The sequence below is a fragment of the Jiangella mangrovi genome, assembly GCF_014204975.1.
Classification (GTDB): domain Bacteria; phylum Actinomycetota; class Actinomycetes; order Jiangellales; family Jiangellaceae; genus Jiangella; species Jiangella mangrovi.
On sequence record NZ_JACHMM010000001.1, the window covers coordinates 5176475 to 5199173 of the forward strand.

The 22699-nt window shown below is 70.9% G+C and carries 25 protein-coding genes; 14 read left to right on the top strand and 11 right to left on the bottom strand.

Annotation, left to right across the window (positions count from 1 at the left end; all coding sequences use genetic code 11):
• Positions 1–130: 130 nt before the first annotated feature.
• From HD601_RS35020 to HD601_RS23970, 3 genes are all read left to right on the top strand, one after another.
• On the top strand, positions 131–256 hold the full coding sequence (locus HD601_RS35020; protein ID WP_281386345.1) for a hypothetical protein: 126 nt from the start codon (positions 131–133) through the stop codon (positions 254–256).
• Positions 253–999 carry an SDR family NAD(P)-dependent oxidoreductase gene (locus HD601_RS23965; protein ID WP_184826155.1) on the top strand — a complete coding sequence of 249 codons (747 nt, stop codon included), beginning with the start codon at positions 253–255 and terminating at the stop codon, positions 997–999. Before HD601_RS35020 ends, HD601_RS23965 begins: the two co-directional genes overlap by 4 nt.
• Positions 1000–1355: 356 nt before the next feature.
• Complete coding sequence (locus tag HD601_RS23970) at positions 1356–1565, top strand: PIN domain-containing protein (RefSeq protein WP_343076443.1); 210 nt, start codon at positions 1356–1358, stop codon at positions 1563–1565.
• 6 nt (positions 1566–1571) lie between these two features.
• Here the strand turns inward: HD601_RS23970 and HD601_RS23975 are convergent, their stop codons facing one another.
• Positions 1572–2312: a TetR/AcrR family transcriptional regulator C-terminal domain-containing protein gene (locus tag HD601_RS23975; protein ID WP_184826157.1), complete on the bottom strand. Its 741-nt coding sequence runs from the start codon at positions 2310–2312 to the stop codon at positions 1572–1574.
• Positions 2313–2390: 78 nt separating this feature from the next.
• Between HD601_RS23975 and HD601_RS23980 the strand changes: the two genes are divergently transcribed.
• From HD601_RS23980 to trxA, 5 genes are all read left to right on the top strand, one after another.
• On the top strand, positions 2391–2882 hold the full coding sequence (locus tag HD601_RS23980; RefSeq protein WP_184826159.1) for an SRPBCC family protein: 492 nt from the start codon (positions 2391–2393) through the stop codon (positions 2880–2882).
• 90 nt (positions 2883–2972) lie between these two features.
• Positions 2973–3395 carry a YciI family protein gene (locus HD601_RS23985; protein WP_184826162.1) on the top strand — a complete coding sequence of 141 codons (423 nt, stop codon included), beginning with the start codon at positions 2973–2975 and terminating at the stop codon, positions 3393–3395.
• 16 nt (positions 3396–3411) lie between these two features.
• Positions 3412–4665, top strand: a complete 1254-nt coding sequence (locus tag HD601_RS23990; RefSeq protein WP_184826164.1) for a sigma-70 family RNA polymerase sigma factor — start codon at positions 3412–3414, stop codon at positions 4663–4665.
• Positions 4666–4745: 80 nt separating this feature from the next.
• Positions 4746–5399, top strand: coding sequence for a DUF998 domain-containing protein (locus HD601_RS23995; protein WP_184826166.1), 654 nt, complete (start codon positions 4746–4748; stop codon positions 5397–5399).
• Between the two features lie 62 nt (positions 5400–5461).
• Entirely contained in the window at positions 5462–5830 is a 369-nt protein-coding gene (trxA, locus tag HD601_RS24000) for a thioredoxin (protein WP_184826168.1), read from the top strand.
• A 108-nt stretch (positions 5831–5938) separates the two neighbouring features.
• Here the strand turns inward: trxA and HD601_RS24005 are convergent, their stop codons facing one another.
• Both HD601_RS24005 and HD601_RS24010 read right to left on the bottom strand, forming a co-directional pair.
• Positions 5939–6865, bottom strand: coding sequence for a haloacid dehalogenase-like hydrolase (locus HD601_RS24005; RefSeq protein ID WP_184826170.1), 927 nt, complete (start codon positions 6863–6865; stop codon positions 5939–5941).
• Between the two features lie 99 nt (positions 6866–6964).
• Positions 6965–7939, bottom strand: a complete 975-nt coding sequence (locus HD601_RS24010; RefSeq protein WP_184826172.1) for a helix-turn-helix transcriptional regulator — start codon at positions 7937–7939, stop codon at positions 6965–6967.
• 60 nt (positions 7940–7999) lie between these two features.
• Here HD601_RS24010 and HD601_RS24015 point away from each other — a divergent pair, with 60 nt between their 5' ends.
• The 5 genes from HD601_RS24015 to HD601_RS24035 all read left to right on the top strand — a co-directional run bounded on the left by HD601_RS24015 (position 8000) and on the right by HD601_RS24035 (position 12062).
• Complete coding sequence (locus HD601_RS24015) at positions 8000–8374, top strand: YybH family protein (RefSeq protein WP_184826174.1); 375 nt, start codon at positions 8000–8002, stop codon at positions 8372–8374.
• Positions 8371–8874, top strand: coding sequence for a DUF488 family protein, N3 subclade (locus HD601_RS24020; RefSeq protein ID WP_184826176.1), 504 nt, complete (start codon positions 8371–8373; stop codon positions 8872–8874). The genes HD601_RS24015 and HD601_RS24020 overlap by 4 nt, the downstream gene beginning before the upstream one ends.
• Positions 8875–9188: 314 nt before the next feature.
• Entirely contained in the window at positions 9189–9482 is a 294-nt protein-coding gene (locus tag HD601_RS24025) for a hypothetical protein (protein WP_184826178.1), read from the top strand.
• Positions 9483–9526: 44 nt separating this feature from the next.
• Positions 9527–10210: a hypothetical protein gene (locus tag HD601_RS24030; protein ID WP_184826180.1), complete on the top strand. Its 684-nt coding sequence runs from the start codon at positions 9527–9529 to the stop codon at positions 10208–10210.
• 16 nt (positions 10211–10226) lie between these two features.
• Positions 10227–12062 (top strand): M91 family zinc metallopeptidase, encoded by a 1836-nt coding sequence (locus HD601_RS24035; protein WP_184826182.1) that lies wholly within the window; start codon positions 10227–10229, stop codon positions 12060–12062.
• Between the two features lie 366 nt (positions 12063–12428).
• Here HD601_RS24035 and wecB read toward each other — a convergent pair whose 3' ends face one another.
• From wecB to HD601_RS24060, 5 genes are all read right to left on the bottom strand, one after another.
• Entirely contained in the window at positions 12429–13607 is a 1179-nt protein-coding gene (gene wecB, locus HD601_RS24040; protein WP_184826184.1) for a non-hydrolyzing UDP-N-acetylglucosamine 2-epimerase, read from the bottom strand.
• Between the two features lie 101 nt (positions 13608–13708).
• Positions 13709–15400 (bottom strand): cadherin-like domain-containing protein, encoded by a 1692-nt coding sequence (locus tag HD601_RS24045; protein ID WP_184826186.1) that lies wholly within the window; start codon positions 15398–15400, stop codon positions 13709–13711.
• Positions 15397–16836: a glycosyltransferase gene (locus tag HD601_RS24050; RefSeq protein ID WP_221441254.1), complete on the bottom strand. Its 1440-nt coding sequence runs from the start codon at positions 16834–16836 to the stop codon at positions 15397–15399. The genes HD601_RS24045 and HD601_RS24050 overlap by 4 nt, the downstream gene beginning before the upstream one ends.
• Positions 16823–17428, bottom strand: a complete 606-nt coding sequence (locus tag HD601_RS24055; RefSeq protein WP_184826188.1) for an exosortase/archaeosortase family protein — start codon at positions 17426–17428, stop codon at positions 16823–16825. Before HD601_RS24055 ends, HD601_RS24050 begins: the two co-directional genes overlap by 14 nt.
• 3 nt (positions 17429–17431) lie before the next feature.
• Positions 17432–17611 carry a peptidase gene (locus HD601_RS24060; protein WP_184826190.1) on the bottom strand — a complete coding sequence of 60 codons (180 nt, stop codon included), beginning with the start codon at positions 17609–17611 and terminating at the stop codon, positions 17432–17434.
• A 422-nt stretch (positions 17612–18033) separates the two neighbouring features.
• On the opposite strand from HD601_RS24060, the gene HD601_RS35025 reads away from it, so the two are divergent.
• A complete protein-coding gene (locus HD601_RS35025; RefSeq protein WP_281386346.1) occupies positions 18034–19566 on the top strand; it encodes a LuxR C-terminal-related transcriptional regulator in 1533 nt (510 codons plus the stop codon).
• A gap of 6 nt (positions 19567–19572) precedes the next feature.
• Here the strand turns inward: HD601_RS35025 and HD601_RS24070 are convergent, their stop codons facing one another.
• Genes HD601_RS24070 through HD601_RS24080 form a run of 3 tightly spaced genes read right to left on the bottom strand, consistent with a single transcriptional unit; the run spans position 19573 to position 22653 of the window.
• Positions 19573–20439, bottom strand: coding sequence for a carbohydrate ABC transporter permease (locus HD601_RS24070; protein ID WP_184826192.1), 867 nt, complete (start codon positions 20437–20439; stop codon positions 19573–19575).
• The gene (locus HD601_RS24075; RefSeq protein WP_184826194.1) at positions 20399–21310 is read right to left on the bottom strand and encodes a carbohydrate ABC transporter permease; all 912 of its coding nucleotides are present in this window, start codon (positions 21308–21310) and stop codon (positions 20399–20401) included. The genes HD601_RS24070 and HD601_RS24075 overlap by 41 nt, the downstream gene beginning before the upstream one ends.
• The gene (locus HD601_RS24080; RefSeq protein ID WP_221441256.1) at positions 21307–22653 is read right to left on the bottom strand and encodes an extracellular solute-binding protein; all 1347 of its coding nucleotides are present in this window, start codon (positions 22651–22653) and stop codon (positions 21307–21309) included. Before HD601_RS24080 ends, HD601_RS24075 begins: the two co-directional genes overlap by 4 nt.
• Positions 22654–22699 lie beyond the last annotated feature (46 nt).

The window sequence follows — 22699 nt, forward strand, 5'->3', positions numbered from 1 at the left end:
CCTGGCGGATCGGCGACGCACTGCTGGCGGCGCACCCCGGCGAGGCGTACTCGGCGTTCCAGCGCTCGCTGCGGATGCGGTTCCCCGGCCGGGCCGTGCTGGCGCTGAACCTCACCAACGGCCGGGCTTCGTGTATCTGCCGACGGCGGACGCGTACGACCGCGGCGCCTACCAGGCCTGGCAGACGCCGCTGGCGGCCGGGGCGCTGGAGCGGCTGACGGCACACGCGGGAGACCTGCTGGAGGAGCTGGGATGAGCCGGAGCGTCGTGGTCACCGGGTCGGGACGGGGCATCGGCCGGGCAATTGCCGAGCGGCTGGCCGCCGACGGCTGGACCGTCGTCGGCGTCGAGGTCGCCCCGGACGACGACGGCACCGGGCCGTGCGCCGCCGTCGTCGAGGGCAACGCCGCCGACCACGCGACGCACGCGGAGGCGGCCCGGCGGGCGCGCGAGCTGGCGCCGTTGCGCGGCTGGGTGAACAACGCGGGGATCACGAGGCTGACGCCGCTGCACGCCCTGGACCAGGCGACGGTCCGCGAGGTCGTCGAGGTCAACGGCCTGGGCTACGTGTGGGGCTGCGCGGCCGCCGTCGAAACGTTCACCGCCCAGGGCGGTCCGGGCGCGATCGTCAACGTCGGGTCGATCCACGGCCGGGCCAGCCACCGCGACCACGCCGCCTACGAGTTCACCAAGGGCGGCGTCGACGCCCTCACCCGCAGCGTCGCCGTCACCTACGGCCCGGCCGGCATCCGTGCCAACGCCGTCGCCCCGGGCGGAGTCCGGACGCCGAGCCTCGAGGCGCACCTCGCCGCCGCCCCCGACCCCGCGGCCGCCGAGCGCGAACTGGCCGACGGCCCGCCGCTGCGCCGGATCGCCGACCCGGCCGAGATCGCCGCCGTGGTCGCCTTCCTGCTCTCCCCCGACGCCTCCTACATCAGCGGCCAGTCCCTCGGCGTCGACGGCGGCTGGAGCGCGGCCTTCGGCGCTCCCTCCCCGTGATGAGTTTCACTGAAGCAGAACGCGTCTGCCCTCGTTGCCCAGGCCGCGGCGGGCGAGACGATACAGGTCACCGATCGCGGGCGGCCCGTCGCTCAGTTGTCTGCCATCCCGTCCTCGTCGCTGCAACGACTGCTCGCTGCCGGACGCGCCCGTCCCCCGCGACGCCGGCTCAGCGATCTGCCCGCGCCCGCGGGTGGACCGAGCCTGTCCGACGAGCTCGCGGCCATGAGAGACGAGCGGCTCTGAGGTGGCCCACTACCTCGACACCTCCGCACTCGTGAAGCTCGTCGTCGCCGAGGCGGAGACAGCAGCTTTAGCGCGCCTGGCTCCAAGACCGCGTCGTACAAGCCCGGGTCGTGCTCGACTCCATCACCCTGATCCAGCTCGCCACCTCCACGTTCGAGGAAGCAGGACGGCTGGACCCGACGCTTCTGCGCCCTCTCGACGCCATCCATCTGGCTGCCGCCCTCGAACTCGGCGACGATCTGGAGACGATCGTGACTTACGACGAGCGCCTGGCGGACGCCGCCCAGAACAACGGAGTCCCGGTCACCGCTCCGAGCTGACGGCACTCAGCCTGCAACGCGCCGGTCGATCAGGACCGCGAACCCGTCGAGGAGGCGTTCCAGGCCGAACTCGAAGGCCGACTCGCCCCAGAACCGGCCGTTCCTCTCGGCTTGGACGGCGAGGCCGACGCGCGCGGCGACCGGGAACTCGCTCGGGTCGGCGATGTTCTCGAGCAGCGGCATGACCACGCGCCACCACTGGTCGTCGGTGAGGCCGCTGCCGGCCCGCTCGCGCCGCAGCGCCGTCTCGATGCGCGTGGTGCCGGAGACGTGCAGCAGGAGCTGCGTGATCACCTGGTCCCGCTCGCCGTCGCTCAGCGCCGTGTCCTCGAGCGGGAGCAGCTCGCGGTCGCGCTTGGCGAGCTCGTGCGGGCCCATGAGCGAGCGCACCGACTGCAGCTCGGGCAGCCACGGATGGGCCAGCTCGAGCGCGCGGTTGGCCCGGGCGACGTCGGTCAGCCCGTCGCGCCAGCCGGTGGTCCGCGGCCCGGTCCCGGCGGGGTACGCCTCGGCGTACACCCGGTCGACCACCAGCGCGACGAGGTCCTGCTTCTTGCCGATGCCGTAGGCGGCCATGGTCCGCACGCCGAGCCGCTCGGCGACCGCTCGCATGGACAGCCCTTCGGTCCCGGCCTCGTCCAGCAGCGCCGTGGCGGCCGCGACGTAGTCGGCGATGGTCAGGCCGGACCGCCCGATGGGCCGGGAGTCGTCGCCCCACAGCACCGCCACCGTCTGGTCGAACCGCACGCGTTGACGATACCGGACCATTCTCTCTATTGTATCGATACAGCGTATCGATACGAATTATCGAAGGTGGTTCCGATCATGACAGCTCGCAAGGACGCACACCGGCTCGCCGAGGAAGGCCGGGTCGACCCGGCCGCCCCGGCCCACGCCACCGGCGGCATCGACGTCGCCGCATCCCCGGAGGAGGTCTGGGACGCGCTCGCGACCGTGGCGAACTGGCCCCGCTTCCGCGCCGACGTCACCGACGCCGAGACCGAGGGCCCGGCGGACGCCCCGGCCGACGCCGGGCGGGCGTTCCGGTGGCGGGCCGGCGGGCACCCCGTCGAGTCGCGGTTCGCGATCACCGACCGGCCGTCCCGGCTCAGCTGGTCCAACGCCGCTCCGGGCCTGACGGCGTCGTGCGTGTACGAGTTCGACCGCACGCCGTCGGGGCACACCCGGATCCGCGCCGCGGAGTCGATGGACGCGTCCGCCGTCGCGCCGCATCTCGACCACGCGGCCCTCGCCGAGGGCATCCGCACCTGGCTCGAGGGGATCAAGGCCTTCGTCGAAGAACGCGCCCACGGGTGATGTCGATCCGCGCCGCGCCCGTTCGACCTGAGGAGGACAACGGTGACCGCTCGGTGCGGCACCATGCATCGCAACGACAGGAGACCCACGATGGCCAAGTACATGATGATCTTCCGGCCGACGGACACAGCCTTCGCCACCGGCGAGGGCTTCGACTTCGGCGAGGTGCTCGAGACGATCGGGCGGTTCAACCAGGAGCTGATCAGCGCCGGCGTGCTGCTCGCCGCCGAGGGCCTCGACCCGAGTCCCGAGGCGAGCGTCGTCGTCGACTTCACCGGCGAGACGCCCGTCGTCTCCGACGGGCCGTACGGCGAGACCAAGGAGCTGTTCACCGGCTTCTACCTCCTCGACGTCGCGTCCAAGCAGGAGGCGACGGAGTGGGCCAAGCGCATTCCCTACTCGGACGGCACCAAGGTCGAGATCCGTAGAGTGACCAGCATCGACGAACTGCCGCAGGACAACGAGTGGGTCCAGAAGGAGCGCGCCTGGCGTGAGGTCACCGGTCAACTCTGAGGGGAACGCACCTCAGGTGAGTGAGACGCGACGTGCGGTCGAGGCCGTGTGGCGTTCGGAGTCAGCGCGCATCGTCGGCGCGCTGACCCGCTACACCCGCGACTTCGCCCTCGCCGAGGACGTCGCCCAGGAGGCGCTGGCCGAGGCGCTCGTCAGCTGGAGCACGGACGGCGTCCCGGACAAGCCGGCCAACTGGCTGACGGCGGTCGGCCGGCGCCGGGCGATCGACGCGTTCCGGCGCCGGGCCGGCGCCGACGAGCGCTACGCCGCGATGGCCCGCCAGCTCGACGAGTCCTCTTCCGGCGCCGACCAGCTCTTCGACCCCGACGCGATCGACGACGACCGGCTCGCGCTCGTCTTCACCGCCTGCCACCCGGTGCTGTCGAAGGAGGCCCGCCTGACGCTGACCCTCAAGGTCGTCGGCGGGCTCACGACCGACGAGATCGCCCGGTCGCTGCTGGTGCCCGTCGCCACCGTCCAGGCGCGCATCACCCGCGCCAAGAAGACCATCGCCGCCGCGGGGGTGCCGTTCGAGGTGCCGGCGCCGGCCGAGCGGCCGGCCCGGCTCGGCTCTGTGCTCAACGTCGTGTACCTCATCTTCACCGAGGGGTCCTCCGCCACGTCCGGCAGCAGCTGGATCCGGACCGACCTGGCGCAGGAGGCGCTGCGGCTGGCCCGCGTGCTGGCCGCGCTGGCGCCCGAGCGTGAGGTCCTCGGCCTGCTCGCACTGCTGGAGCTGACGGCGGCGCGGTTCCCGGCCCGCATCGACGCCCAGGGCCGGCCGGTGCTCCTCGAGGACCAGGACCGCGGCCTCTGGGACGCCGCCGCCATCCGCCGCGGCCGGGCGGCACTGGCCGCCTCCGCGCGTGCCGACGGCGGCAGCCGAGGGCTGGGGGCGTACGGCCTGCAGGCCTCCATCGCCGAGTGCCACGCGATGGCGCCGTCGGTCGCCGAGACCGACTGGGGCCGCATCGTCATGCTCTACGGCGCCCTCGGCCGGTTGGCGCCGTCGCCCGTCGTCGACCTCAACCGCGCTGCCGCCGTCGCCATGGCCGACGGACCCGCCGCGGGACTTGCGCTGGTCGATCGGCTCGCCGGGGCGCCGGCGTTCGAGCGCTCGCACCTGCTGCCCGCCGTCCGCGCCGGGCTGCTCTCGCGCCTGGACCGCCGCGAGGAGGCGCGCGAGCAGTACCTGCGCGCCGTCGAGCTGTGCGAGAACGACGCCGAGCGTGCCGTGCTGCGGGCGAAGGCGGACGAGCTCGCGCCGTGACGGTGTCGATCCGCGGCCGCGCCGTTCGACCTACGGGCGAAGAGCGGCCCGCCGGGCCGCCGCCCCAGGAAGGCACGACCATGACCGCCACCACCATCACCGCCCCCGCGACCGACGTCCGCACCCTCGGCACCACCCGCCGGCTGCTCGGCGCCCTCGCACTCTCCGGCCCGCTGTGGGCCGTCGTCTCCCTCTCCCAGGTCGTGGCGCACGACGGCTTCGACCTGACGAAGTACCCGCTCAGCATGCTCGCCGTCGGGCCGGCGGGCTGGATCCAGATCACCAACTTCATCGTCGCCGGGCTGCTCGTGATCGCCGGTGCGGCCGGCCTGAGGCGGGCACTGCCGAGCCGGTGGGTGCCACGGCTCACCGCCGTCTACGGCGCCGGCTACGTGCTGGCCGGGGTGTTCGTCATGGATCCCGGCGGCGGCTGGCCCGTCGGCTTCGACGAGACGCCCGACACCCTGAGCTGGCACGCCGTCGCGCACCTGCTGGCCGGCACCGTCGCGTTCATCGCCCTCACCGCCGCCCACCTCGTCCTCGCCCGCCACTTCTCCCGGCGCGGCGAGAAGGGCTGGGCCTGGGTGGCCCGCGTCGGCGCCGTGGGCGTCATCGTCGGCGATGCGGCCTCGATGGCGCAGCTGGGCTCGGAGATCATGGCCGGCGGCGTCATGCTCTCGATGCTGCTGCTCTCGCTGATCGCGGCGAAGCTGCTCCGGCAGCGGATGGAATGACCGCTCCCCCGTGTGGGTTGTGTAGGTGACGGCTTCCGACCGTCACGAAGGGAACCCTCCACATGAGCACCACGACCTTGACCAGCCAGACGTTCGCCCAGACCGTCGAGGACAACGACATCGTCCTGGTCGACTTCTGGGCCGAGTGGTGCGGCCCGTGTCGCCAGTTCGCGCCCGTGTACGAGCAGGCGGCCGAGAAGCACCCCGAGATCGTCTTCGGCAAGGTGGACACCGAGGCCGAGCAGCATCTGGCCGGCTGGGCGCAGATCACCTCGATCCCGACCCTCATGGCCTTCAAGAAGGGCCACCTGGTCTTCTCCCAGCCCGGCGCGCTTCCCGCCGCCGCGCTGCAGCAGGTCATCGACGCCGTCGTCGACCTCGACGTCGACGCCGCCATCGCGGCCGCGGACGCAGCCGAGCAGAAGCAGTAACGGGCCGCTCCCGGCCCCGGTCGTGAATGGCGGGTGGTTCGGTGGTGCCCTGGCACCACCGAACCACCCGCCATCGATACCTTGGCACCGGCATCCGCAGGAGACCCGTCAGAACACCGTCGTCCAGTCGGAGCGGACGCTGATCACCGTCCATCCCTTCCGGTGCGCTCGGTCGAGCAGCTCGTCGGCTCGCTGCGTGTAGGCGGCCTCGCGTTCCTCGTCGTCGTGCAGGACCGCGAGCCGCAGGGCGGGCAGCCGGGGACCGCCCGTGAACTCGAGCATCTGGATGTCGCCGTTGGCGTTGCCCACCGCCAGGATGGGCCGCCGGCCGATCCGGCTCCAGATGCGCACCGCCTTGACCGGCCCGTCGTCGAACACGTCGGGCTGAGCCTGGTAGACGACGGACGCGCCGTCGCCGTCCTCCTGGTAGGCGAGCGCGTTCGACGTGCCGATGACGCGCTCCGACGGGATGCCGTAGATCTCGTCGCTGACGGAACGGATGAAGTCGCGGTCCCCGCCCGAGGCGATGTAGACGGTGAACCCGTGGGCCTCGAGGTAGCGCAGCAGCTCGACCATCGGCGCGAACGTGCACTCGCGGAAGCCCCGGCCCAGCGTCGGGTGCGTGCCGCCGCGCAGGTACTCCCCTGACGCCGCGAGGTAGTCCTCGGCCGACATCCCGGCGAAGGCCTGGAGGAACCCGCCCAGCAGCACGTGCAGGTCAGAGTCGTCGCCGGCGTAGTGCCGCGTGACGGCGCCGCCGAGCCAGCCGTGGTCGCGCTCCACCGCCGCCTTCCACGGCTGCACGCCGCGCAAGTCCGGGTCGCGCTCGGCCGCCGCCGCGAGCCGCCGCATGATGAAGCCGAGCTCGATCGGCATCGGCTTCTCGGTCCAGAGCGTGCCGTCGTTGTCGACGACGGCGACCCGCTCGGCCGGCGCCACGTACCCGTCGCCGCCGCTGGTGGTGACGCGCTGGACGAACGCGGTGATGGCGGCCCTCGCCGGGCCGTCCGCCCACGATGCCAGTTCCTCGGGCACGGGCCCCTCCTCGCCGGTCGCGGTCCCACCGTGCCGGTGCGGCGCGCCGCGCGGCTCACCCCGCCCGGGTGAGGAGGACCGAGCGGACGCCGTCGTCGCTCAGCTGGAGGCGTCGTAGTGGGCGACGATGGCAGCGGCGCGGTCGCGCAGCGAGGTCCGCAACGACGACGGCGACAGCGCCTCCGCGTCCGTGCCGAGCCGCCAGAGCGCCCATTCCGCGTGCTCCGCGTCCTGGAAGGTCACCTCGACCCGCAGCCATCCGTCGCCGCCCGCCTCCGAGGAGCGGACGGCGAGGGCCGTCCGCTCCAGGTCCTCCCGCCGCGCCGGGTCCACCCGCAGCAGCACGGTGACCTGGTCGCCGCCGGTCCGGAACCGGGTGCTCCGCTCCTGCCAGATGCGGTCCAGGTCGACCCGGGCCGGGCGCTCCGCCGGCTCGGGCAGCTCCTCAGCGGCGAGGATGCGCGACAGCCGGTAGGTGCGGTCGGCGCCGGATCGCGTGGCCAGCAGGTATCCCTGGTCGCGGATGGTGACCAGGCCGATCGGGTCGACGGTGCGCCACGCCGGCGCGCGGCCCGCCGCCGCGTACTGCAGACGCAGCCGGTGTCCGGCCAGCACCGCGCGCCGGACCTCGGCCATGGTCGCGGCGGGCACCTCCTCGGCGCCCACCCGTCGTGACAGGAGGTCCGTCTCGGGGTCGACGAGCAGTCGCGCGGCCGCGCCGGTCGCGGTGTCGCGATGGTTCTCGGGGAGCGCGTCGACCACCTTGCGCATGGCCGAGGCGAGCGCCGATCCGAGGCCGAACGCCTGCTCGCCGCGCCGCGAGCCGGCGACCAGCAGGGCGAGGGCCTCGTCGTGGTTCAGTCCGGTCAGCTCGGTCCGGAACCCGGGCAGCAACGCGAACCCGCCGCGCCGGCCGCGTTCGGCGTAGACGGGGACGCCGGCCGCGGACAGCGCCTCGATGTCGCGCAGGACGGTGCGCGTCGACACCTCGAGCTCGCGGGCCAGGGTGGTCGCGGACACCCGGCCGCGTTGGCGCAGCAGGAGGATCAGCGAGACCAGCCGGTCGGCGCGCATGCGAGAACTCTACGGAATACACGACATGAGATGTCGTGATTCGCTGCGAGGCTGGATCGCATGACACACGAGACGGCCACCGAGCCGAATGACCTGGGCCGCTACTTCATCGAGCGCGGCAACGCGGGCGACGTCGACGGACTGGTGGCGTTGTACGAGCCGGACGCCGTGCTGGCGTTCCCGCCGGGCAGCATCGCGACCGGGCACGCCGAGATCCGCAAGGTGTACGAGCAGTTCGTCGCGGCCGCGCCTGTACTCTCGCCCGGTATGCGGCATCCCGCACTGGTGAGCGGTGACCTCGCCCTGACGGTGGCCACGCTCACCACCGGCGAGCTGGCTGTCGAGGTCGCCCGCCGGCAGCCGGACGGGTCGTGGCTCTGGGCCGTCGACCAGCCGTTCCTCGTGCCACGACAGGGCGACGGCGGGCCGGCGTGACCCAGCCCGCCATCGCGACGATCGGCGTCTACGGCTTCACCGAGGCGACGTTCCTCGAGACGCTCGGCGGCGCCGGAGTGAGGCTGCTGCTCGACCTCCGCCAGCGCCGCGGCGTCCGGGGACCCGAGTACGCCTGGGCGAACTCGGCGCGGCTGCAGGAGACGCTCGCCGCGGCGGGCGTCGGCTACCGGCACGTGACGGAGCTGACGCCGACCACCGAGATGCGCCGGGCGCAGTACCGCGAGGACGACCGCCAGGGCGTGGGCAAGCGCAACCGCGTCGTCCTCGCGACCGAGTACGCCGAGCGCTACACGCGGGACATCCTCGACCCGTTCGACATGGACGCGCTGGTGGCCGAGCTGGCGGCGGCGCTCCCGGCGGGTTCCACCGCCGCCCTGTTCTGCGTCGAACGCGACCCGGAGGCCTGCCACCGCTCGCTCGTGGCCGCGCGCCTGCACACCCGGCACGGCCTGTCGGTCACGGACCTCCGTCCGGACTGACCCGTCCCCCGAGCAGGGGCACCCCCCCGAGCGGGGCGCCCCCGCGCCGGGGTCGGAACGGGGGGCCACACCCGGCGCGGGGACTTGGCCGCCTCTCAGCAGGGGCTGGGCGCGAGGCGGCCCACCTCGTTCGATAGCCCTCCGGCCGCTCGGCGCCTAGAGCCGAACGTCCCGTCCGTGCCGACGCCGGCTGTCCGGTACCGATGGGTGGTGAGACGGCGATTGAATTGCCCGAACGCACCCAACCTCGTCACAGCGGTTAAGATCGCTCGGACACGGGCACGAGCCGAACCTTCGACTCGGGAGACGATGTCATGAGCACGGTCAAGGCCAACCCGGAGACACTCAACGACGTCGGCAACCGCATGCTCACCTCGTCGCGCGACCTCACCGAGTCCGGCGCCGCCGTGGCCGAGCAGGGCACGTTCGACCGCGGGTCCCTCGGGCAGGCGACCGTCGGGGTGATGATCCACGAGAGCTACACCACCGCCGTCTACTCCACCGCCCGGCTGGTCGAGAACATCAGCGCCGTCCTCGAGTCCGACGGCGAGAACATCCAGCGCGCCTCCCGCGACATCGACGAGGTCCTGAACCGCAGGAAGCCGTGACGCGTCGAAGGGACGGCGGCCATGCGAGGACGAGAGGACCGGCGATGCGTCTGCGACGAGCGCTCGTGGCGGTGGTCGCCGTGAGCGTCCTCGCCGGCTGCGACGGAGGCGACCCCGGCAACGACGGCGACGGCGACGACACGCCGTCGCCGCCCGTGGAGCTCGACGTCGTCCTCGACGCGCGGCTCGGTGCCGGCGCGCCCACCGGGCCCGAGTACCCGCCGGGCACGTCCGGCCTGGTCGCCGACTACACCGTCACCAACAACGCCGACGTCGCCGTGCTCGTGGTCGAGCGGCGGCCCGCGGACATCACGCCGTCCGTCGACGTCCCGCTGCCCGACACCGCCGAGTCCAGCTGGGTCTACGCCGACGACTCCGGGAGCATCCTCGTCACCAAAGAGGTGTTCTCCACCACCGGCGGCGACACCGGCACGGCGTACCGCGCGCCCGCGGTGCGCCTCGAGCCCGGCCAGAGCCTCACCGGCCGCGCCTTCGCGCTGACCCCGTTGCGGCGCATCGCGCCCGACGCCGGGACCTTCGAGGTGCCCGGCCCCGACACCCTGCCGGCCGACGCCACGTCGTGGTCGTTCTGCGTCCAGGTCGCCCCCGACCCCGGCGAGACCGGCGGCAGCGGCGCCCCGACCATGGCCGACCACACCCCCGGCCGCAGGCTCGTCTGCTCGCCGGCCGCCGATCTCCCGCCGGACGCCGTCGGCGCCGGGTCATGACCACCGGAGGCGAACGATGACCGTCACGCTCCCCGACGTCTGGGACCTGCAGGCCGACACCGGCTACCTCGACACCGCCCAGAACGCCTGGCGGACCCTGGCGACCGACTTCGGCACCGAGGCGACCAACCAGCGCAACCGCGAGGCGGAGCTCCGCCTCAACTGGGAGTGCGCCATGGCCGACAGCTACTTCGCCCACGCCGAAGGGGTCGCCACCGCACTCGGCAGCGCGTCGGACACCTACGGGCTCATCGCCGACCTGCTCGGCCAGCTCAAGACCGACGTGCGCGACGCCCAGGAGGACCTCGACGCCAGCTTCGCCCGGGCCGCGGCCGGCACGAAGTCCGCCGAACGCGTCGACGGCATGGTCACGTTCACGCCGTGGAACGACGATGACGACCTGAGCCACGTCCACACGGAGTTCGAGACCGCCGAGGGCATCGTCAACGACGCGATCGCCCTGGTGCGGACCCGGGACGCGACCCTCCTCGAACTGGGCCGCGACGTCTACGCGCTGGCCGAGTCGTGGTCCGACGCTGCCGAGGGCACCGACCCCGGCTGGGACGTCCCGACCGGCACCACCTACGGCGTCCAGACCACCTCGCTCGACGGCACCACCGTCGTCACCACGGGCGACGGCGACGACCGCGTCGAGGTGACCATCGACCCCGACACCGGCGAGACGGTGGTCAGCATCACCGACGCGTCCGGCAACGTCACGACCGAGCGCATCGCGGCGGGTGAAGAGGTCGTCATCAACACCGGCCGCGGCAGCGACGAGATCCTGGTGCCCCGCGGCACGGCCGTCCACGTGCGGTTCGCCACCGGCGCGGGCGACGACACCGTCGAGGCCCAGGGCTCCGAGGGCGACGTCGAGGTGTTCGGCGGCGACGGCATCGACACCATCGAGACCGGCACCGGCGACGACTACGTCAGCAGCGGCCGCGGCGACGACTACGTCGACGGCGGCGCCGGGAACGACGTGCTCGCCGGCCGGCTCGGCGACGACGTCATCTACGGCATGGACGGCGACGACGTCGTCATCGGCGGCGACGGACGCGACTACCTCGAGGGCGCGACCGGCGACGACCGCGTCTTCGGCGGCGATCACCACGACACCATCTCCGGCGGCTACGGCGACGACCGCATCTTCGGCGGCACCGGCAACGACACCGTCTACGCCGGCGGCGGCAAGGACACCATCGACGGCGAGCTCGGGTCCGACACGGTCTACGCCGAAGAGGGCGACAGCGCGCCCGGCGACGAGCACGTCGTCATCGTCGAGATCCCGTCCGAGGAGGAGTACCTGCGCTGGCTCGAGATCGAGGTCGGGGGCTCACCGGAGTTCCGGGACCGCGTGCTGGCCGACCTGCACATGATGGCGTCCGGCCCGACGGGCCAGAAGATGCTCGAACGCATGGGCGAGCACTACGACGACTCCGGCTTCCTCGGGTTCGGCAAGGACAAGGTCACCATCGGCGAGCACCCCGGCGGCAACAACAGCGCCTCCTACTCCGGCGACGACTTCCGCGTCGAGCTCGACGTCAACCACACCTCCCCCGGCTACGACATGGGCTACACCGAGGACTACGACATCACGCCGCCGTCGGTCTTCTTCTTCCACGAGCTGGGCCACATCAACCAGTACCGCAGCGGCTCGAGCGACGAGTTCGGCGACGACGAGGAATACTCCGACGGCACGCCGTTGATCGAGCGGCAGAACGTCGGCCTGCCCTTCGACCACGACGACGACGGCGAGACCGACGAAGAGATCGACCCCGACTACGACTTCGACTACACCGAGAACGCCTTCCGCGACGAGCTCGGCCTGCCCAACCGCAACAAGTACTGACCCGGGCACCGCCGTGAGAGAACATGATCATCGGAACGACTGTCATCGGCGGACGTCCTCACTCGCGTGGGGAGCATGAGGTTGTCGGGCCGAAGGCCGCGACACGAGGCGGCCACGGGGGTGTCCGTCAGGCACCCTCAGGGCCACGCCGCGCCAACGGCTGTTGTTGATCATGGAGAAGGTCGGGTCTGGCGCGCCTCTGGAGCCGACCTTCTCCATGATCAACCGGGATCCGGGGCCGCGGGCCCATTGATCCGTCGAACGCGCCTTGATCCGCCAGACACGCCCTAGCGGGAACGAGTCCCTCCAGCCCGGGTCACCCGCCGACCCCTGCGCGGCGGGTGACCCCGGACGGAGGCCGGACGACTACGAGGCGAACGCGCCCACGCGGTCGTCCGTGGCCGCGAGCCGGCCCGCGGACAGCAGGTCGCCGATCGCGACCGCGATCCGCTCGGCCGCGCGCCCGTCCCCGAACGGACTCGGCGCCGACGCCATCCGCTGGTGGAGGAGCTCGTCGGCGAGCAGCTCCTCCAGCGTCGTGGCGATGCGGTCGCGGTCGGTCCCGACGAGCACGGCCGCGCCCGCGTGGACCGCCTCCGGCCGTTCCGTCGTCTCCCGGGTGACGATCACCGGGACGTTCAGGGTCGGCGCCTCCTCCTGGACACCGCCGGAGTCCGTGACGACGACAGCCGAGCCGGCGAGCAACCGGCAGAAGGGCGCATAGGCCATCGGCGCGGCGAGGTGGACGTTCGGCACCGGGTCGAGCAGCGGTCGCAGCTCCGCGCGGACGACGGGGTTGGGATGCATCGGGAGGACGACGAGCACCTCGGGATGCCGCCGGGCGACGCGAGCCACCGCGTCGGCGACCGCGCGGATGCCGCCGTCCCACGACTCACGCCGGTGCAGGGTGACGGTGACGATCCGCCGTCCCGCGGCGATCGCGGCGTCGACGAATGGATCCTCGGTCACCCGCTGGCGCTCGACCGCCCACATGAGCGCGTCGATCACCGTGTTCCCCGTGACGATGATCCGCTCCGCGGGCACGTTCTCCGCCAGTAGGTTGGCCGCCGCGGCCCGGGTCGGGGCACAGTGCAGGTCCGCCACGACGCCGATGAACCGGCGGTTCCCCTCCTCCGGGAACGGCGAGTACAGGTGTTGCGTGCGTAGCCCGGCCTCGACGTGCACGACCGGGAGTTGGCGGTGGTAGGCCGCGAGAGCGCCCGCGAACGCGGTGCTCGTGTCGCCCTGGACGACGACGGCGTCCACCGGCCGCTCGTCCAGGTAGTCGCCGAACCCGCGCAGCGCGCCGGCCATCACGCCGTCGAGTGTCTGCCCCGGCCGCAGCAGGTCCAGGTCGCGGTCGGGGACGATGCCGAACAGGTCGTTGACCTGGTCCAGGATCTCCCGATGCTGCCCCGAGGTGACGACGACGGGCATCAACCCCGCAGTTCGCCGCACCGCCGCCACGACCGGCGCCATCTTGATCGCCTCGGGCCTGGTTCCGTAGAGGAACGCCACCCGCTTGCGTCCGTCGGTCAGTCTCATCACCATTGCTCCCCCGATCACACAGCACGTCCTGTCGCACGACGGGGTGCCCGGCGACCCGCACCACCGGGCACCCCGTCTCCTGGGTGGGTGGAACCAGGTCAGTGCGACGCGGCCTCGCGGCGGCGGCGCAGACCGAGGTACCCGATGCCGAGCACGCCGGCTGCCGCGGCCATGAGCGGGGTGACGAGCGGGAACTTCCCGTTCTCGTCGGTCACGATGACCGTCACGGTGGCAACCGAGGTGTTTCCCGCACCGTCGGTGATCGTGTAGGTGAACGAGTCGGGGCCGAGGAAGCCCCGGTTGGCCGTGTACGTGAAGGTTCCGTCGCCGTTGTACGCGACCGAGCCGTTCGCCGGGCCTGACGTCGGTCCGGTGACCGTGGGCGTCACCCCGGACGGGACGGTGTCGTTGCCGAGCACGTCGATCTCCTTCGGGGTGTAGCGGATGGTGGTCGCCTCGTCGTCGATCGCCGACAGCGGGCAGTCGTCCGCCGTGTCGGCGTACGCCTCGAGGGTGACGGTCGCCGACGACTCCGGCGAGCCGGTGCCGGCGCCGTTGAGCGTGCCCGTGTTGGTCGACGTGGTCTCCGGCAGCGAGACCGGGGCGTCGCAGGACGCAGCCACCGGCGCGTCAGAGGTGAACGCGAACTGGATGTACCCCTCGCCGCGCGTCGTGTCGGAAAGGTCCAGCGGCAGCACGTCGCTCTGGTTCGGGTTGAGGGCCAGATCGCCTTGCGAACCGGCCGACGTCGTGCAGTTGGGGGTGGTGCCGGCCGTGTTCGACACGTTCGTGCCAGCGGACCAGTTGCCGTTCGGTGTCGGCACCAGGCTGGTGATCCGGTCGGTCGTGTCCTCGGTCGAGTTCCACTGACACTGAGTGAGATTGAGGTACCGGCCGCTGGTCAGATCCAGTGGCAACACCGTGCTCTGGTTGGGGTTGAGTGTCAGAGCCGACGTCGGAGTGTTGCAGTTGGCGGTGGTGTCAGCCGTGTTCGACACGTTTGAAATGGCGGACCAGTTACCGTTCGGCGTCGGGAGCCAGTTGGTGATCCGGTCGATGCTGTTGTCCGGGTCGTACCACTGGCACTGAGTGAGATTGAAGTACCGAGTGCCGAGCAGGTCGAAGGCCAGCACGGTGCTCTGGTTCGTGTTGAGCGTGAAACCGGCAGACACCGTCGTGCAGTCGGGGGTGGTCTGAGCGGTGTTCGACACGTTCGTGTGGGCCGAGAAGTTGCCGTTCGGTGTGGGCACGGCGCTCGAGATCCGGTCGATCGAGTTGTCCGTCGCGAACCACTGGCATTGGTTGAAGTTGAGGTAGCGCTTGAGGCCCATGCGGAGCAGGCCGGTCTGCGAGTCGTTCGGCTCACCGTAGAAGCCGGCCGACGGCGAGACCTGCAGGTCGCCGCCCGACCACACCGAGTCGTCGATGGTCGCGATCTTGGTCTCGGTCCCGGCGATCCCGGCCGCCAAGTCGCCCGACGGGGCGAGCACGTTGCGAGTGCTGCCCGGCACGTAGGTGAACCCGTCCGGGATCTGGGTCGTCAGCGACGCGTCCGTGACATTCGTGGCTTTCGTCGTGTTGTAGAACAGTCGCGCGGTGACCACATCACCACGTTGCGCGGTCAGCGTGTCCGAGAACGCCGAGCCGTTGACCGAGTAGAGCAGGTTCGCCTGTGTGCCGGTGCCCGTCGCGGGCTCGGCGGTTGCGACGGCAGAGCCCGAGAACGCGAGTCCCGCGCACAACCCGGCTGTCGCGAGCACCCGCGATGCCCTGTGCAGTGTCTTCCTCATTGTGCTCTCTTCCTGTCGAGCCGAGAGCCCTTCGCTCTCGACGGTTTCCACTCACCGGCGCCGTCGACGCCCGCTTGTGTCGATAGGACCGGTGCGACTGCGGCAGCCGCACCCGTCGCTGCAGGCGACGGCTGTCCTCCGGTCTCCCGGATCCTCGAGGTCTTGTCCCACGACGTCTGCCCGCGCAGGATCCGGAACAGTGCACGCCAGACGCAGGCGAAGGAGAGGTAGTTCGTGACGATGACCGCATTGCCCATCGCCAGGCTCTTGAGCAGTCCCCATCGCCGGTCTCGTCGGTGATAGATCAACCCGGTGGCGAGCGCGGGCGCGAAGGCCAGCAGGTAGAAGGCGGCCGCGATGATCACCGTCGCGGTGCCGTCACCACTGCTGAGGATCGACAGATCGTTCCACCGCAGCACGAGCATGATCAGGCAGTAGTGGAAGAGGATCGACCACGGCAGGTCGAGCAGCCACGGGACCAGGCAGTACGAGGTGAGCTCGAGGGCCCTCCCGTGGCTCAGCTCACGTGATCGCCAGATCTCCGGCAGCCGGAGGATGGCCATCATGTGCCCCTGGTACCAGCGCGTGCGCTGACGGACGAGCGGCCCGAGTCTCTCCACGGCTTGCTGGTCGACGGAGGCGTGCGGCGTGCTCTGGAGCTCCCAGCCTTGGAGCGCAAGGGTGATCGCGAGGTCGAGGTCCTCCGTGAGCGAGGCCGACCAGGGCTTCTCGCCGGCCATGTTCAGGGCCGACAATCGCGCGAACTGGCCGTTGCCGCCGAGGCTCACCGTCCCCGTCGCCTGCCGCCCGAACTGCGTGACCGCGGCGATCGCCCAGAACTGGTAGTCCTGGAACCGGGTCAGGAACGAGCCGCGGTTGCGAATCCGCACCTGGAGCTGTACTCCCCCGACCTTCTCGTCGGCGAAGAGTGGCAGGACATGATCCAACGCACCGTCGGAGAGACGACCGTCGGCATCCATCACGCAGACGATCACCTGCTCCGGGTCCTGGCCCAGCTCGGCGACCCGGCGACGAACCCAGGCGACACCGGCGTTGAGTGCCTCGCCCTTGCCGCGCCGGGCCTCCGGCAGGTCCCGGCGCAGCACCTCGACGCCGAAACCGCCGGCCTGCTCCGCGCACCGGGCCGTGTGGTCGTCGGAGCCGTCGTCGATCACGACGGTCGTGGTCCCGGCCAGCTTCGTGAGGCCCGCGACGGTCTGCCCGATCACGGCCTCCTCATTGAGGCAGGGCACCAGGAAGTAGACGGGCGTCTCGACCGGGGTCGCGACGACCGCCGAGCCGTACGTCGCCGTGCCCTGCACCGCGAGGCGCGCGCGGGCACGGCGGAGCTGGACGAGGCCGGCGCCCATCAGCATCAGGAGATAGACCATCGACAAGCAGATGACGACGCTGGCGGCAGTCTCAATGGCGTACATGCCGCGCCCCGCTCACAGGTGCCCGGCGACGTCGATCCCGGCGGCCGAAGAAGCCGAGCTTGAAGAAGACGATGAGCGCGACCGCGAAACCAGCGGCCATCGCCGCCGAGCCCACCGTGTCGTGGACCCAGCCGAACATCGATGAGCCACCCTGGAGCAGGGCGAACACCAGCGCCTCGATGCGTACCAGGTTGATGAGCTCGAGGAGAGCACCGGCGGCGACGATCCCGACCAGGAGCGTGGTGACCGTCGACCGGCCCGACGCGAGCACGAAGGCCCCGATGAAGGTCAGAGGGATCAGGAAGTACAACGCGCTGCACTGCGGTGTGAGTGTGAACGCGAACCAGGTGGTGTCGTCCCCGACGACCCGCTGGATGACGAAGACCGGCTCGGCCGTCATCGTATGGACGTCCCGGCCGAAGACCACCGCGGTGACCAGACCGGCGAGACGGCTCTCGAGGAGCCGGAACGACGCGGCGTTCATCACGAGATGGACGCCGAGCAGCACGAGGCCGGCGGCCAGGGCGAGGCGGACGACCCGGGACGGCGACAACAACGGCGCGGACAGCGCGCGGGCCTCCACAGCGGACACGGGTCAGTCCTGCGTCGTCGCCGCGCGGCGCATTCGCGAGGTGCGCAGGAGCAGCAGGCCGCCCAGGAGCAGCGTCACACCGGCGGCCACATACGCGAACGTCGTGGCTCCCGTCATGGCGAGCGCCCCGGCTCCGGCGGCGCCTCCGCCGATCCCGGTCGTGATCCCTGGGGTGTGATACATCGTCTGCTCCCTCCAGCAACGCGGCACAGCCACGTCGGCGGCCGATCAACCAATGGCTCTATCGATGTCCGATGTGCGCTCGTTTATCGCTCGAAGCGCCGGGGAAACATCTATCGCGAAAATGTCGCGAATCAGAAGGGTTATCGCATTAAATAGCCCTTGCACCGGAATGACTAGCCCCCCTTTAGCCCGTCCGAATTGCGGGGTCCCACGGTCGCCATCCTGCGGATATCACGGATCACTCGATTCGGACATAACGGTGGAAAAGTTCAGACATACCGCTCATATCCGGATATTCACCTCATGCGAGCGGCCGAACAGGCGGTTCAGCGGGGTCCGCGGACGACGGCGGTGTGACGGCGAACACACCGGCGATCAGGTATAGGCTCCGCTGCCGAGGGGATACGGGGGTGGGCAGCGACATGATCGAAGACGAGCTCCGGGCGGCGATCGACAGAGGTGACGCCCCTGCTGCCGCACGCATTCTCGACCGTGACTGGCCCCTGGTGGTCCGCACGAACGGAGAGCTCCTGCTGCAGGCGGCCGCCATCATCACGCCCGAGATCGCCGACGAGCATCCGATCTACGTCCTCGGGTCGGAGGCGATCCGGAAATTCACCCCGAGCGACCAGCTCCGCGGCGATCGCCACCTCGACCCATTGCTCAGATCCGTCCACCTCATCGACGACCCCGATCTGCGCATGAGTGCCTTGGCGGCATTGCTGGTGGCATTGCGTCGACGGAATAGATTCGACGAACTGGTCGACCTCGCCGATCGGATCGAGTCCCTCGACGATGCCGGCGCGCACCATCGCGATGGGGTCTATTTCCAATTGGGTGTCGGCCTGTTGTTCGCCGGTGAGCTGCTCCGCGCCGCGGAGTTCCTCGAGATCACCAACTCGATGGCCGGACCTCGCCGGATCCCTGCCGCCGCGCATCTCGCATTGATCTTCGCGTTGCGCGGCGAAGCGCCCGTCGCCTCGCACTGGGTGGAGAGAGCCGCCGGCCTCGACGACGAGACCAACACCTGGATCTACCACCCGCTGGATCGGTCCATGCTGGCGGCGGCACGCGCGTTGCTCGCCCTCGACCGCCTCGACTGGGCCGAGTATCACCAGCGCAACGCGGTCTCCCGGACATTCCTGCCCGACAACTTCGGCGGCGCCTGCCTGCTCCACATCCGGGCCAAGGCCGCACTCCTGCTCGGCACTCAGCGGGTGGCGATTGATGAGATCCACCGGCATCGGAGCGCGCAACTCCGCTTCCGGGGCGCCCCGGCCAGGCTGATGCACATCCTGCTCGACACCGCGGAGGCGGAACTCTGGCTGAGCCTGGGCGACACCGATCACGCCGAACAGCTGATCCGGACCATGGGTTCCTCCCCCATCGAGATCGTCACCAAGGCCAGGTTCAACGAGGTGCTCCGCCGCGAGACGATGGTCCGCACGCTCAGCCGGCCCGACGACTGGCCGGCCGCCACGTCGATGCGAGACAGGATCACCCTGCTCCTGATCCATGCGGGCAGCACCATCCGCTCCGGATCGACGGACGAGGACCGGGCCGGCGTGATCCGTCGAGCCGCCATCGAAATGCTCGAGTCACCGGATCAGTGGCTCTTCACTCTCGCCCTCACCGATCAACGGGTTCGCGACGAGCTGGCGGCCTCGGACGCCCCAGGCGCAGGCGCGATGTTCGGCCAGCTCGCCGGACTTCCCGCGACGCCATTCCGCTTCGCCAGGCCGCCCTCCAGCATCAGCGAGCGCGAACGGGAAGTGCTGGAGCTGCTCGTCGTCAACACGACGATTCCCGCCATCGCGGCCGCGCTCCACCTCTCGCCCGACACCGTCCGCAACCATCGCAAGAACATCTACCGGAAGCTGCGGGTGAACAACCGCGAGGAAGCCGTCGAAGCAGCCCGGAACAAGGGCCTGCTGCCACCGCGCACGGGGCTCTGACCAGTACTACAGCGGGTGCGTCCACCCACGCATCAGATACCGTCTGATGGCCACGAAGCCGGCCACCGCGGGGATCGAGCTGATGACGCAGGCCGCCATCAGCTGGTTCCACTGGACCGACGGGGCCGACAGATAGGACTGCAGCCCCACGGCCACCGTCCTGGTGTCCTGGGTGGTCAGGACGGACGCCATCATCACCTCGCCCCAGGCCAGCGCGAACGACAGCACCGCGACCGCCGCCAGCGCCGGCCGCGCGATCGGCAGCACCACCCGCAGGAGGGTCCCGACCCGGCCCAGTCCGTCCATGGCCGCGGCGTCCTCGAGGTCGCGGCGGACGTCGGCGAACACACCGGTCAGCACCCAGATGCAGACCGGCAGGGAGAAAGCGAGGTAGGTCAGGATCAGGCCGCCGTGCGACCCGATCAGGCCGATGCCCCACCACCGGTCGAAGGCCGCGTAGACGACGAACAGCGGCAGGAACACGACCATCGCTGGCATCACCTGGGTGCTCAGCACGAGGAGGCCGAAGGCGCGCCGGCCGGCGAAGTCGAACCTCGCGATGGCATACGCGGCGAACACGGCGACGACGACGGACGCAGCGGTCGCCGCGGCCGCGACGACCACACTGTTCACCAGAGAGCGGCCGAGTCCGGTGGTCGCCCAGGTGTCGAGGTACGGCGCGAGGGTGACGCTCCTCGGGATCCAGTGGAACGGTCCGCGCACGTCGGCCGGCGGCACGATCGACGACGACACGATCACCCAGAGCGGAGCGGCCGTGAACAGCGCGACCACCGTCAACGCGACCCTGCGGAACCACCGGAACCCCGCCCCCTCACGCACGGCCACTCCCGCGGGGCATCGCGGTGCGCGCATAGGTGAGGACGCCGGCCACCAACAAGGTGGCGACCAGCAGATTCATCGCAGCACCGACCCCGAACTCGGCGTTGGCGAAGGAGTTGCCGTAGACGAGCCCCGCGAGGAGCGTCGCCGACTCCGGCGGACGAGGGCCGAAGAGCACGAACGGGATCCCGAACTCGTTGAACGCCCCCAGCGACAGGACGAGGATCACGACGGCGTCGACCGGCCGGCAGATCGGCCGGCTGATGCTCCAGAGTTGCCGCCAGCGCGAGGCACCGTCGAGCACGCTCGCGTCGTGGACGTCGGCCGGGATCGCCGACATCGCCGCGGACGACATGAGGTAGGCGAGCGGCCAGGCGTTCCAGATCCAGACGATCGCCACCACCCAGAAGGCGTGGTCACCGATCAACCAGAACGGCCGGTCGGACAGAACCCCCAGATCGTCGACGAGCAACCGGTTGACGGCGCCGTGGTCCCGGCCGAACATGAACGACCACCCGATGGCCGCCGCGAATCCCGGCACCGCGAACGGCACCAGGAAGAGCACCCGCAGGAGGCCTCGGCCGCGGAACGGCGTCGCCATGAGCCACGCGACCACCACACCGATCGACCATGCGACAGGCACCACGATGATCGTGAACAACGCCGTCCGGGCCAGCGTCGCCCAGAAAGCGGCACCGATCGGGCCCACCGGGTCCAGTCCGGTGCGGAAGTTCTGCAGACCGACGAAGGGCGCTCCGGTCCAGTCGCCGATCGTCGCCCGGTCCAGCCCGGTGAAGGCGAACCAGATGCCGAGCAGGACCGGTACGACGTGCACCACGAGCTCGACGACGAGCGCCGCCCCGATCAGCGCGTAGGGCAGCCACCGTTTCGCACCACGGCTCAACGAGACGCCGTCAGCTGGGCGTCCGCCTCGGCGAGAGCCGCCCGTACGTCGTCCTCGGTCACCGGGCCGGTGGCGGCCTGGGCGATGAGGTCGGTGATGGCCCCACCCACCAGGGTCTCCATCTGGGCGTGGTCGGGCACCTGCGGCATCGCCTCGGCATGGTCCCGCAGGACGGAGGCGAAGACGCGGGTGGCCTCGGCCAGGTCGTCGCCCTCGTCGTAGGCCGCGGTCACCACCGGGAGCGTGTCGATCTGCGCGGTCCAGTCCGCCTGAACGCCGGGCCTGGTGAGGAACTCCACCAGGGAGAGGGCAGCATCCCGGTGGCCGGTGTCGGCGAACACCGCGATGTTGCTGCCACCCACGAAGCTCCGGACGTCGCGGCCGCCCGCCGGCAGCGGATCCAGGACAGGCAGCGGCGCGACCGCGTAGTCCTCGAAGCCAATGTCGGCGAGAACGCTCTCGTGCACCGACTGTCCGAAGAACATGGCCGCCCCGCCGGAGACGAGTTGGTCGATGGCCTCGACGGCCGACGTGTACTCGGCGTTGCCGGGCGCGACCACATGCTCGGTGGCCATCAGATCGACGTAGCGCTGGACCGCGGCCACCTGTGCATCGCTGTCGAACTGAGGATCGCCGTCGTCGTCGAACAGGGAGCCTCCCTGCTGGCGGCCGAGGATGAACGCCTGGTGTGCGGCCGTGATGCCACTGCCACCGACGATCGTCACGCCCCATTGGTCGGGTTCGCCGTCACCATCCGTGTCGACGGTGAGCCGCTTCGCGTCGTCGACGAACTCCTGCCAGGTGTCCGGGGCGGTCGCGATGCCGGCTGCCTCGAAGAGCGTCGTGTTGTAGAACAACGCGTAGGCGGTGGTGTACAGCGGAACGGCAGCGGGCGGCTCGCCGGGCACACCGACGGACTCGAGCGTCGCCGGCACGAACTTGTCCGCTCCCCCGATCTCGTCCATCACCTCGTCGGTGAACGGCAGCAGCGCACCGGTGGCTTGCAACGACGCGGTCCACGCCTTGCCGATGGTGACGACGTCGGGGCCTCGGCCACTGCTGACGGCGGTCATGATCCGGTCCCACAGGCTGCTCCACGGCACCACCTCGACGTCGACCTCGATGCCGGTCGAGCGGGTGAACTCCTCCAGGAACGGCTCGAGGACGGCCTCGTCCTGCTCCAGCGAGCTCGTCATCGGCGCGACCCAGTAGGTCAACGTCGTCGAGGTGGTCGTCGGGTCGTCCGCCCCGCAACCAGCCGTGATGATCGCCGACCCCGTGAGCGCGGCAAGTAACGCAAGCGTGCGGCGCACCATGATTCCCCCGTCTTCCGAAGCGCCCACCCCGGCGCCTCCCTGTGCCTTCGGCAGGACCCCACGTGAAGGACGA

Coding starts and splice junctions, on each gene's coding strand:
- HD601_RS23965 (WP_184826155.1), top strand. CDS start 253: ATGAGCCGGAGCGTCGTGGTCACCGGGTCGGGACGGGGCATCGGCCGG.
- HD601_RS23980 (WP_184826159.1), top strand. CDS start 2,391: ATGACAGCTCGCAAGGACGCACACCGGCTCGCCGAGGAAGGCCGGGTC.
- HD601_RS23985 (WP_184826162.1), top strand. CDS start 2,973: ATGGCCAAGTACATGATGATCTTCCGGCCGACGGACACAGCCTTCGCC.
- HD601_RS23995 (WP_184826166.1), top strand. CDS start 4,746: ATGACCGCCACCACCATCACCGCCCCCGCGACCGACGTCCGCACCCTC.
- trxA (WP_184826168.1), top strand. CDS start 5,462: ATGAGCACCACGACCTTGACCAGCCAGACGTTCGCCCAGACCGTCGAG.
- HD601_RS24010 (WP_184826172.1), bottom strand. CDS start 7,939: ATGCGCGCCGACCGGCTGGTCTCGCTGATCCTCCTGCTGCGCCAACGC.
- HD601_RS24015 (WP_184826174.1), top strand. CDS start 8,000: ATGACACACGAGACGGCCACCGAGCCGAATGACCTGGGCCGCTACTTC.
- HD601_RS24025 (WP_184826178.1), top strand. CDS start 9,189: ATGAGCACGGTCAAGGCCAACCCGGAGACACTCAACGACGTCGGCAAC.
- HD601_RS24030 (WP_184826180.1), top strand. CDS start 9,527: ATGCGTCTGCGACGAGCGCTCGTGGCGGTGGTCGCCGTGAGCGTCCTC.
- HD601_RS24035 (WP_184826182.1), top strand. CDS start 10,227: ATGACCGTCACGCTCCCCGACGTCTGGGACCTGCAGGCCGACACCGGC.
- wecB (WP_184826184.1), bottom strand. CDS start 13,607: ATGAGACTGACCGACGGACGCAAGCGGGTGGCGTTCCTCTACGGAACC.
- HD601_RS24045 (WP_184826186.1), bottom strand. CDS start 15,400: ATGAGGAAGACACTGCACAGGGCATCGCGGGTGCTCGCGACAGCCGGG.
- HD601_RS24050 (WP_221441254.1), bottom strand. CDS start 16,836: ATGTACGCCATTGAGACTGCCGCCAGCGTCGTCATCTGCTTGTCGATG.
- HD601_RS24060 (WP_184826190.1), bottom strand. CDS start 17,611: ATGTATCACACCCCAGGGATCACGACCGGGATCGGCGGAGGCGCCGCC.
- HD601_RS35025 (WP_281386346.1), top strand. CDS start 18,034: ATGATCGAAGACGAGCTCCGGGCGGCGATCGACAGAGGTGACGCCCCT.
- HD601_RS24070 (WP_184826192.1), bottom strand. CDS start 20,439: ATGCGCGCACCGCGATGCCCCGCGGGAGTGGCCGTGCGTGAGGGGGCG.